Annotated in this window: 8 protein-coding genes; 6 read left to right on the top strand and 2 right to left on the bottom strand. The window is 69.3% G+C overall.

Annotation, left to right across the window (positions count from 1 at the left end; genetic code table 11):
• Positions 1–34 precede the first annotated feature (34 nt).
• Positions 35–697: a metalloregulator ArsR/SmtB family transcription factor gene (locus tag ACFY2A_RS25300; protein ID WP_363920130.1), complete on the bottom strand. Its 663-nt coding sequence runs from the start codon at positions 695–697 to the stop codon at positions 35–37.
• Positions 698–1,016: 319 nt separating this feature from the next.
• Here ACFY2A_RS25300 and ACFY2A_RS25295 point away from each other — a divergent pair, with 319 nt between their 5' ends.
• Both ACFY2A_RS25295 and ACFY2A_RS25290 read left to right on the top strand, forming a co-directional pair.
• Complete coding sequence (locus tag ACFY2A_RS25295; protein WP_363920132.1) at positions 1,017–1,937, top strand: phosphate/phosphite/phosphonate ABC transporter substrate-binding protein; 921 nt, start codon at positions 1,017–1,019, stop codon at positions 1,935–1,937.
• Positions 1,938–1,942: 5 nt separating this feature from the next.
• Positions 1,943–2,911 (top strand): helix-turn-helix transcriptional regulator, encoded by a 969-nt coding sequence (locus ACFY2A_RS25290; RefSeq protein WP_387175173.1) that lies wholly within the window; start codon positions 1,943–1,945, stop codon positions 2,909–2,911.
• Positions 2,912–2,940: 29 nt separating this feature from the next.
• Here ACFY2A_RS25290 and ACFY2A_RS25285 read toward each other — a convergent pair whose 3' ends face one another.
• On the bottom strand, positions 2,941–3,621 hold the full coding sequence (locus ACFY2A_RS25285; protein ID WP_363920134.1) for a metalloregulator ArsR/SmtB family transcription factor: 681 nt from the start codon (positions 3,619–3,621) through the stop codon (positions 2,941–2,943).
• 385 nt (positions 3,622–4,006) lie between these two features.
• On the opposite strand from ACFY2A_RS25285, the gene ACFY2A_RS25280 reads away from it, so the two are divergent.
• The 4 genes from ACFY2A_RS25280 (at position 4,007) to ACFY2A_RS25265 (ending at position 9,822) form a co-directional block, all read left to right on the top strand.
• On the top strand, positions 4,007–5,476 hold the full coding sequence (locus ACFY2A_RS25280) for an LVIVD repeat-containing protein (protein WP_387175114.1): 1,470 nt from the start codon (positions 4,007–4,009) through the stop codon (positions 5,474–5,476).
• Between the two features lie 105 nt (positions 5,477–5,581).
• Positions 5,582–6,949, top strand: a complete 1,368-nt coding sequence (locus ACFY2A_RS25275; protein WP_387175112.1) for a rhodanese-like domain-containing protein — start codon at positions 5,582–5,584, stop codon at positions 6,947–6,949.
• A complete protein-coding gene (locus tag ACFY2A_RS25270; protein ID WP_387175110.1) occupies positions 6,946–8,196 on the top strand; it encodes an MFS transporter in 1,251 nt (416 codons plus the stop codon). Before ACFY2A_RS25275 ends, ACFY2A_RS25270 begins: the two co-directional genes overlap by 4 nt.
• Before the next feature lie 165 nt (positions 8,197–8,361).
• Entirely contained in the window at positions 8,362–9,822 is a 1,461-nt protein-coding gene (locus tag ACFY2A_RS25265) for an SDR family NAD(P)-dependent oxidoreductase (protein WP_387175108.1), read from the top strand.
• Positions 9,823–10,465 lie beyond the last annotated feature (643 nt).

Here is a 10,465-nt window from a genome sequence, read left to right as displayed (position 1 = left end):
TGGCGGGCAGCGCGAAGGCGATGGTTTCCGGACGTCAGCCGAGCTGCTCCACCGGCAGCCGGGCGAGCCGCCACTCCAGCATCCCGACGTCCAGGCGCCGCGCGACGCAGCCGTGGTGGGCGAGGATGCGGACGGCCTCCGGAGCCAGGCCGCAGAAGGCGTCCCGGCCGTAGGCGACCACCTCCGGAGCGGATGGGAACTGGTTGAGGCGGCCGGCGAGCGCCTCCAGGGGCGCCGAGGTGGCACCGGCGATGTGCCCGGCGCGGTACTCGACCTCGGGTCGGACGTCCAGCAGGAGGATCTCGCGCGCTCGGGCTCGGCTGGACACGTCGGTGTGTGGCACCGCCATCGGCGCGGAGGTGAGCTGTTCGGCGACGGCGGCGGCAGCGTCGGCGAGGCGCGTCACGGCGACCGCCCGAAGTCGAAGACACAGGTCAGCTACGTCGTCGCCGGCCAGTCGGTGATGCACGCGGGTGCCGTCGCGGCGGACGGCGACCAGGCCGCCCTGCTTGAGGCTCTTCAGATGCGCCGACGCCAGAGCGGTGCCCAGGCCCGCGGCCCGGGCGACGCCCTCGACCGTACGTTCCGCCTGTCCCAGCAGGTCCAGCAGCTCCAGCCGCTTGCCGTTGGCCAGGGCTCGCGCCACCCGGGCTGTCTCGTCGTAGACATGAAACTTGCGCGGAGCGTGACCGCTCATATACTTCTCCAAAGGTTAGCGGAATAGATGATCATAGGAATGCTATAGGACCGCGCCGTCGGGGGGAACCTTGATCAACATGTGCCAGCAGGTCGACCGCCCACACGGACCGGGGACACCGACCGGGTGAGAACTCGCTACGCACCTGACGTCCAGTGCGGACAATGAGCCGCGACTGGCCGGAAGTCGTCGGAGACGTCAATCGAACGTGACCACTCACAGCTGATTCGGTCACGCCCACTAGGCAATGACGCGCAACCAAGTCCACGGACGGTGCGCGCGACCATTCATGCACTTCCACTGGGGAGGAGACGGTGACATGAACCGACGACAGGCACTGTTAGCAATGGTGCTCGCCGGCACCATCGCAACGCTTGGCACAACCGGTTGTTCGAACGGATCCGACAACAACGGACAGGGCATCCCGAAGCACTTACGGGTGGGCATCATCCCCAACATCTCACCGGAGAAACAGCAGGCCCAGTACGAACCGTTCCGCGCGTATCTGGCCGACCGTCTCCGCGTTGACGTCGAGCTGTTCGTGGCGACCGACTACGCCGGCGTCGTCGCCGCGCTGGTCTCCAACCAGGTCGACATGGCGTACCTTGGTGGCCTGACCTACGTGCAGGCGGACGAGCAGAACGAGGTCACGCCCCTGGTCACGGAGGTCGACGAGGAGACCGGCACCGCGCGGTACCTCTCCGCGGTGGTGGTGAAGGACGACTCGCCGCACCGGTCGGTCGAGGACGTCGTGAACGCCGGCGGCAGCTTCGCCTTCGGCGACGTCAGCTCCACCTCCGGCAGCCTGTACCCGCGGGTCATGCTTGTCGGTGCCGGGGCCCGGTGCCAGACCGACGACCTCACCAACTGCCCACCGCTGTCCCGGGTCGTGTTCACCGGCGGACATGACGCCGCCGCCCAGGCGGTGCTCAACGACAGCGTCGATGCCGCCGGGATCGAACTGCGTATCCTGCACCGGCTCGAACGGCAGGGCACGGTCCCTCCCGGCGCGCTGCGCGCGGTGCAGACCCAGGAGGTGATGGGCTACCCGTGGGTGGCCCGAGCCGACCTGTCGGCCCCGGCGCGCACGGCGATCACCGAGGCGTTCACCTCGATGACGGATCCGACACTGCTGTCCCTGATGCGAGCCAAGAGCTATGTGCCGGTCACCGCGGCCGACTACGCACCACTACGGGAAGAGGCGAAAAGGCTCGGTCTGCTCACGGCCGAGGGACGGTGAGCACCATGCACCACGCTGTCGACGGTGACCGGCGCGACCTTCGACTCAGCCGGCCGCAGTCCGTTCCGGAGGTGCTCGTCGCCGGTCCACATCCACTCGCCATGCGGGTACGGCCCACCCCGGAACAGCACCGCGTCGTCCGGTCGGAGGTCGGCCACGACCACACCGTGGCGGTCGTGCGGGCGATCGGACGGATGCGTCAGGATCTTTCCGGTCCGCTGTCGCTGTCCGATCTGGCGACGACGGGCTCCTTCAGTCCGTACCACTTCCACCGGATCTTTCGCAGCATCACGGCCACCACTCCGGCGCGGTTCCTCGCGGCGCTGCGGATGGCTCAGGCCCGCCGGCTGTTGCTGCACACCGACCTGTCCGTCGCCACGATCGGCAACCGAGTCGGCTACACCAGCTCGGGCACCTTCGGCACCCAGTTCAACCGACTGGTCGGCACCTCGCCGCGGCGGTTCCGGGCACTGGCCCTGCGCCTCACCGACCGGCCCATCCGTGAGCTGCCGGTGACCGGCCGGGGTGCGTCGCCGCCGGCCTGGCTGCTCTCGGTCGAGCTGCGCCGCAGCCACGACCGGGCCGATCCACCGGACGGTTGTGGCGCGAGCCTGGGCCCTACCGTGCAGTTGCGCGGCCCGACGGACCCCGGCGAGTACGAGGTACGACTGGTCCTGGTCAATCCGGCTGCCACGGCGGCCGAGGCGTTCGTGGATCACCTGCCCGGAAGCTTCCTCACCGGTACCGCCCGCCTGCGGGTCGACATCCGCGGCCGGCTGCTCGGCCAGTCGGATCTGTATCTGCGTCCGAGCCAGCCCACCGACCTGCCACTGCTGGCGGCCACCCCACTGAGCTGGATCTGCGACGTGGCGACCGGCCGACGTGATCCGATCTCGCACCGCCGCCCGGGTCGGGCCGCGCCGGGCGGGCAGCGGGCGGCCACTGTGCACCTGCCGCTCGGCGTACCCGCCTGAGTGCCACCCCCAACGGGCCGCCGTCCGCCTCAGCTCTCGCCCTCCGACGAGCCGGAGGGCGAGAGCGGGCTGCCCGCCAGACGCCATTCGATCATCCCGTTCACCAGCCGCCGGGCGCGATGGCCGTCCGCGCGCAGCAGCCGGACCGCCTCGGACGAGAGGGTCCCGTAGCGACTGCGGCAGTAGACCACCAGGTCAACGTCGCGAGGCAGCTCCCCCAGTCGCGTCGGTAACTCGTCGAGGGGCACCGAGAGCGCACCAGGGATATGACCGACGGCGTACTCCTCGACGGGCCGGACGTCGAGCACCATCGTCGAATCATCGGCCAGCCGCCCCAGCAGGTCGTCCTGGTCCGTCTCCGGGACCTCCGCCGTCGCGAGGTACCGGTCCCAAGCCACCGCCGCCTCGGCGTTGTACGTGATGGTCAGGTTACACAACAGCACGTACGCCGCGGCGACCTCCGGACCGGACAGTCGGTAGTGGATTCGGTTGCCCTCGCGCCTGGTCAGGACCAGCCCGGCCAGCCGCAGTATCTGCAGGTGCGCCGAGCAGGTGGTCACGCCCAGGGACGCCACCCGGGCGAGGGACTCGACGGTGCGTTCACCCTGGGCCAGCAGATCGATCAGCTCGAGACGCCTGCTACTGGCCAGCGCCTTGCCCACTCGCTCCACGGATGTCAGCAGCTGCGCCATCGCGGCCGAATCAGCCATGCGGGTGACCTCCCAAATTCCACAGAACAGTGTAGAAACTATCGGATCACCACGCCACCCCACATCAGCCCCTATCCACACATCCCGGGAAGACACGCGGGGACACCGGCCGCCGTCGGGGGCGATGGCAACGGCCAGCGGAACCGTCCCGTACCGACGGGTTCTCAAGTGTTGTCCGACAGGGCCGATATCGCGAGGCACCACGCCGATACCCCCCGCCCTTGCTCTGGAAGGCATTCCGCCTTGACCGGCCAGACGGGCGACCTTATGGTCGGCAACCAGAAAGCTATATGTTTTACAAGCTTCTGCTGAGCCAGGCGCCGCGCCGGCCAAGACCGACAGTGCCGCGTCGCCAGGCCGCCGGAGCCCGCAGAGAGGACCGACCATGATCCGAGACAGCAGCACGGGCCGGCTGATCTCCCGCATCTTCACCGCGGGGCTGGCGGTCGGCCTCGCGATCCTGCTCACCGGATCCGCCGGAGGCGTGACCACGACACGCCCCATCACACCCGCCTCGGCGACGGACACCACCACCGATTTGGACATTCCCGCGCCGGACGAGATCCGGCACAGCGCCAACATCCGGCACGTGGCAAACGTGCCGAAGCAGGCCCCCTTCGACTCCTCCTTTTCGGTCGGCACGGACCTGGCCTTCACCGGCCACTACGCGATCACCGGCAACTACGACGGGTTCAGCGTCTACGACATCGCCCAGCCCACCGCCCCACGCCTGGTCAGTCAGGTGCTCTGCCCGGGCGGGCAGAACGATGTCGCCGTCTCGGGCAACCTGCTCTTTCTGTCCACCGACGAGTCCCGCAGCGACGACTCGTGCGCCAGCACTCCGCTGAGCGCGACACTGCCACAGGCGTGGGAGGGCATCAAGATCTTCGACATCAGCGACAAGGCGGCGCCCCGCTACGTCGCCGCGGTGGAGACCGACTGCGGCTCGCACACCCACACACTGGTACCGGACCGGCTGCGGAAGGCGGTGCTCATCTACGTCTCCTCGTACGGACCGGACCCCAGCTTCCCGGACTGCCGGCCGCCGCACGACAGCATCAGCATCATCCGGGTGCCCCTGCACGATCCGGCCGCCGCGGCCGTCGTCGCCAAGCCGGTGCTGTTTCCCTACGGAGGCAACCCGGGCCGCCCCGGTGAGCGCCCCGTCACACAGACAACTGGCTGCCACGACATCACCGTGCTGCCGACACACCACCTCGCCGCCGCCGCGTGCATGGGTGACGGACTGTTGCTGGACATCGCCAACCCGTACCGCCCCCGCGTCATCCACCGGGTCCGCGACGACCGGCACTTCTCCTTCTGGCACTCGGCCACCTTCAACGCGACCGGCCGCAAGGTGGTGTTCGTCGACGAACTCGGCGGCGGAATGGCTGCCACCTGCAACCCCGAGGTCGGCCCGAAACACGGGGCGAGCGCCGTGTACGACATCGTCGGCGTGGGCCACCATCGACGACTGCGGTTCGCCTCCTACTTCAAGATCCCACGCATCCAGAGCCCGGTGGAAAACTGCGTCGCCCACAACGCCTCACTCATCCCCGCCCGTGGCCGCGACATCCTGGTACAGGCCTTCTACCAGGGCGGCGTGAGCGTGTGGGACTTCACGAACTCCCGGCGCCCACGCGAGATCGGCTACTTCGACCGGGGTCCACTACCGCCCGGCGGGCTGCCGGCCGGCGGCTCGTGGTCGGCCTACTACTACAACGGATACATCTACTCCAGCGACCTGCAGAAGGGACTCGACGTCCTCGCCATCGACGACCGGCGGACCGCGTCGGCCGCCTCGGTACGGCTGACCGAGTTCAACGCCCAGACACAACCCGACTACCGCCGCTGACGCGCCCCCATACCCGGGTGACCGGGGACACCCCCTCTTCATCCAGGCTTTCATGGAATATTGTGAGAGCCTCGTACGGAGGAGCGACCGCCGAGAGGGGTTGCGGTGGGTGTCGAAGTGGGCCGGCTGGTGCCATTGGTCGACGAAGGTCTCGGCAACAGCGCCTATCTGCTCGACGTCGGGAGCGGCCGGGCGCTGGCGGTGGACCCGCCGCGCGACCTTCGAGCCCTACGCGCGGAGGCCCGTCGACGCCGCCTCACCGTGACCTGGGTGGCGGAGACACACCTGCACGCCGACTTCCTCTCCGGAGCCGTGCAGTTGGCCGCGACCGACGGCGCGACGATCCTGGCGTCGACGACCGGGCGGCGGACGTTCCCCCACCACGGGCTCACCGACGGCGACGAAATCGATCTTGGCGGGTTGACCCTACAGGCGTGGTCGACCCCCGGGCACACCGACGAGCACCTGTCCTACCTGTTGCGGGACGGCCCCACCGCAGTGGGAGTGTTCACCGGCGGGTCGCTGATCGTGGGATCGGTCGCCCGCACCGACCTGCTCGGCGAGGACCGGACCGTCGAACTCGCGCACGCCCAGTATGCGTCGTTGCATCGCCTGGCCGCACTCCCCGACCCGACGGAAATCTGGCCGACCCACGGCAGCGGTTCGTTCTGCTCCGCACCGCCCGGTTCGGCTCGGACCACCACGGTCGGCGCCGAGAAGACGACCAACCCGCTGCTGCGCGCACCCGACGTCGACACGTTCACCACGCGTCTGCTCACGTCGTTGGGCTCCTATCCGGCGTACTTCCGTTGGTTGGCCGAGATGAACCGCCACGGCCCGCAGGTGGTGACCGGCACTCCCGAGCTGGCCCGGCTTTCCGCCGACGAGGTACGACGGCTGCTCGCCCACGGTGCCGTCCTGGTGGATGTGCGGCCGGTGACCGACGTGGCGGCGGGGCACGTCCCCCAGGCGCTCGCCATCCCGCTGCGAGCACAGTTCGCGACCTGGCTGGGCTGGCTGGTGCCCCCGGAACAGCCGGTGGTCATCGTCCGTAACCCCGACCAGGCTGAGGAGGACATCCTCTGGCCCGCACTGACGGTCGGGATCGAACACATCGCCGGCGAGCTGGACGGTGGAATGAGCGCCTGGATCGCCGACGGCGGGCCGGTGACCCGTACGGCACTGATCCGAGCACCCGAGATCTCCGGGCCGGTGCTCGACGTCCGGCAGGCCGGCGAGTACGCCGCCGGGCACCTGCCCGGAGCCGTCCACCTCGAACTGGGCGATCTGGCCGCCGCGGCCCCCGACGCCGTGCCAGCCGGACCGACCGTCGTGATGTGCGGTCACGGTGAGCGGGCCATGACCGCGGTCACCCTGCTTGAACGCGCCGGCCGGGCCGACCTCGCCGTCCTGGTCGGCGGCCCGCAGGACTGGGTCGCCGTAACCGGTCAGCGGCTGCGGGAGGGGACGTGAGCGACCGGCAGGCCCCGTTGCGGCTCGGGCTGCGCGCCAACGCCGTCCAGTTCACCTTGCTGGTGGCGGTCAACGCCCTGGTCGGCGGAGTCCTCGGCTCGGAACGCACCGTCCTGCCGCTGATCGCGGAGCAGGAGTTCCAACTCGCCGCGTACACGGCCGCGATGACCTACATCGTGGCCTTCGGGCTCACCAAGGCCGTGACCAACTTCTTTGCCGGTACGTTGTCCGACCGGTACGGCCGCAAGCCGGTGCTCATCGCCGGTTGGCTGGCAGGCATTCCCGTGCCATTGATAATCATCTGGGCCCCCGCGTGGGAGTGGGTGGTCGCGGCGAACGTCCTGCTCGGCGTCAGTCAGGGCCTGGCCTGGTCGACCACGGTGATCATGAAGATCGACCTGGCCGGCCCGCAGCGGCGCGGACTGGCCATGGGTCTCAACGAGGCCGCCGGTTACGCGGCGGTCGCCACCACCGCGCTGGCCACCGGGTGGTTGGCCGCCGAACACGGCCTGCGGACCGCGCCGTTCCTGCTCGCCCTGGCCTACGCCGCCCTGGGCCTCGGCCTGTCCCTGGTGTTCGTGCGGGAGACCCACGGTTACGCCCGGTTCGAGGCGACCACCCATCACGGTCGGCACGAGCAAGGACTGGCCAACACCCGGATTCTCGCCCTGACCTCCTGGCGGGAACCGGCGCTCGCCTCGGCCAGTCACGCCGGGATGGTCAACAACCTCAACGACGGCCTCGCCTGGGGCCTGTTCCCGCTGCTCTTCGCCGCCGCCGGCCTGTCACTGACCGAGATCGGGCTGCTCAGCGCCCTCTATCCCGCCGTCTGGGGGCTCGGCCAACTCGTCACCGGCCCGGCCTCGGACCGCTACGGCCGCAAGCCGTTCATCGTCGTCGGCATGTTCACCCAAGCCGTCGCCCTCGCGCTGGTCGCCATGGTCGACAGCCGCACCGGCTGGGCCGCCGCCGCGGTGCTGCTCGGCGCCGGCACCGCCGCGGTCTACCCCACGCTGCTGGCCGCCGTCGGCGACGTCGCCCACCCCGCATGGCGTGCCCGCGCCGTCGGCGTGTACCGGCTGTGGCGCGACGGCGGATTCGCCGTCGGTGCGCTCCTCGCCGGGGCGGTCGCCGACCTGGCCGGCATTCGGGCCGCCATCTGGGTGGTCGCCGCCGTCACCGCCGCCGCGGGCGTCCTTGCCTGGGTCCGCATGTACGAGACCCACTCCCGCTCAACGCTCGCGTGACCGCAGCGACCGTCGAGGGACAGCGAAGCCAGTTCCCTCTACGGTCTTCGGGCTGGTGAACAGGCGCGGGATGCGTCGAAGCCCGCGCGGTGCGTACAGTTCCGGGTCGGACTTGGGGTGGGCCGGATAGCTCCGGCGCAGGGAACGGGACGAGACAGCGACAACATGACGGCGGACAGAATTACGGAAAACGGTCAATACCGCATTGACCCGGCCCGGCTGGAGACCTGTCTCAGCGTCTTCGAGGCGTTGGAGGACCTGCCTCCCGACCACCCCGACGTGGTGCGGGTGCAGCGGGCCACCGCGAAGCTCTACAAAATGATCAAGCAGCGGCGACGTGAGGAACGGCGGGATGCCATCGCGGCGGCCGACCGCGCGGTGACGGCGGCCACCGCCACCGGCGCCCCGGGCCGGATCGACGATGAGACCCAGGGCAACCCGCTCGCCTCCCCCACCGTAGGTGCCACGGCCGGCGTCCTACACAAACCGCGCGGCTGCTACATCTGCAAGCAGCGCTACCGCGATGTGGACGCCTTCTACCATCAGCTCTGCCCGCCCTGCGCCGCGCTGAACCGGGAGCGCCGCAACGCCCGCACCGACCTGACCGGCCGACGTGCGCTGCTCACCGGCGGCCGAGCGAAGATCGGCATGTACATCGCGCTGCGGCTGCTGCGCGACGGCGCGCACACCACGGTGACCACACGGTTTCCCCACGACGCGGTCCGCCGATTCGCCGCGATGCCCGACAGCGCGGAGTGGCTCCACCGCCTGCGGATCGTCGGGATCGACCTGCGCGACCCCGCCCAGGTAATCGCCCTCGCTGACTCGGTCAGCGGCCAGGGACCACTCGACATCCTGATCAACAACGCGGCGCAGACCGTCCGCCGCACGCCTGCGGCGTACGCGCAACTCGTCGCCGCGGAGGCGGCGGCCCTGCCGGACGGCCCGCTGCCGGAGATGATCACATTCGCCAAACCGGCCGGCCGGGGCGACCCGGCGGGCAGCCTCATAGCCCCACTGAACTCGCCCACCATCACCCCGCACGCGCTCACCGCGCTGGCGCTGACCAGCGGCTCCGTCTCACCGGAACGGATCGCGACAGCCAGCGCCATCGACGCCGGCGGTCTGGTCCCGGACCTCGACCCGGTCAACAGCTGGGTGCAGCGGGTGCACGAAGTGAACCCGGTCGAGCTGCTCGAAGTGCAGCTGTGCAACGTGACCGCGCCGTTCGTACTGATCAGCCGACTGCGACCGGCGATGGCCGCAGCGACCGCCCGCCGCAAGTACGTGGTGAACGTGTCGGCGATGGAGGGCCAGTTCGCCCGCGGCTACAAAGGGCCAGGGCACCCGCACACCAACATGGCCAAGGCCGCGCTGAACATGCTGACCCGCACCAGCGCCCAGGAGATGCTGGCCGACGGCATCCTCATGACCAGCGTCGACACCGGCTGGATCACCGACGAGCGGCCACACCCGACGAAGATGCGGCTGGCGGACGCCGGCTTCCACGCCCCGCTGGACCTCGTCGACGGCGCGGCCCGGGTCTACGACCCGATCATCCGCGGCGAACAGGGCGAAGACCTGCACGGCTGCTTCCTCAAGGACTACACACCCTGCGCCTGGTGATCGCTGCTGCCCTGCCGAAAACCTCATAGTTGCGGGGACCTGCCCGCCCGCACCGACGCCCGCTCGGAGCGGCCCGAACTGGTTCCGACCTTAGGCGGCGCCAGGCCTCTGCCCATTACGAACTACTGGCCTTATGGCAGTAAGCGTGACAATTGGTACGGCTCGAACTCGGGTGGACCATTCTTGGCAGAGTCCGAACCACATTCCCCCAGCTCAGGAACCGATCGTAACGGTTACGGCGGTACGTAGACGCACGGTCTGACACGGCCCGTCATCGTGACACGGCAGAGTCTCCGGACTCGCCGGAGACCCTGCATGATCCTCGATCACTTATTGGTAGGCAACGAAGCAAATTTCAGGCGACAAAGTTTCTCAACGTAGACGAAATCCTTGCCATCAGGCGATGGACTGGGATGGCACGCAGGGCCATTGTGTGTTCGACGGGCAGCCGCTTGAGCTGGGTTGTCGGGGTGATTGGCCGCTGTGGAAGATGCATTGGCGGGTAGCCCAGTCACGTCTTCCCTCATCGATGCGCTTGCCGACATCGGGCCCCGCCGGGCGGGCCACGACAACGACGACTGATCGGCGACTTTGAATCGGTAACTGATCGACGGACGTCTGTCTGCTTTTCGACAGCGGCAGT

Source organism: Micromonospora sp. NPDC000442 (genome assembly GCF_042898635.1).
In the GTDB taxonomy this organism is placed as follows: domain Bacteria; phylum Actinomycetota; class Actinomycetes; order Mycobacteriales; family Micromonosporaceae; genus Micromonospora.
This window is presented reverse-complemented; position numbering and strand designations above follow the sequence as displayed.

Excerpts from the sequence above, each read along its gene's own strand:
- ACFY2A_RS25280 (WP_387175114.1), top strand. The coding sequence starts at position 4,007 with ATGATCCGAGACAGCAGCACGGGCCGGCTGATCTCCCGCATCTTCACC.
- ACFY2A_RS25285 (WP_363920134.1), bottom strand. The coding sequence starts at position 3,621 with ATGGCTGATTCGGCCGCGATGGCGCAGCTGCTGACATCCGTGGAGCGA.
- ACFY2A_RS25265 (WP_387175108.1), top strand. The coding sequence starts at position 8,362 with ATGACGGCGGACAGAATTACGGAAAACGGTCAATACCGCATTGACCCG.
- ACFY2A_RS25295 (WP_363920132.1), top strand. The coding sequence starts at position 1,017 with ATGAACCGACGACAGGCACTGTTAGCAATGGTGCTCGCCGGCACCATC.
- ACFY2A_RS25300 (WP_363920130.1), bottom strand. The coding sequence starts at position 697 with ATGAGCGGTCACGCTCCGCGCAAGTTTCATGTCTACGACGAGACAGCC.
- ACFY2A_RS25290 (WP_387175173.1), top strand. The coding sequence starts at position 1,943 with ATGCACCACGCTGTCGACGGTGACCGGCGCGACCTTCGACTCAGCCGG.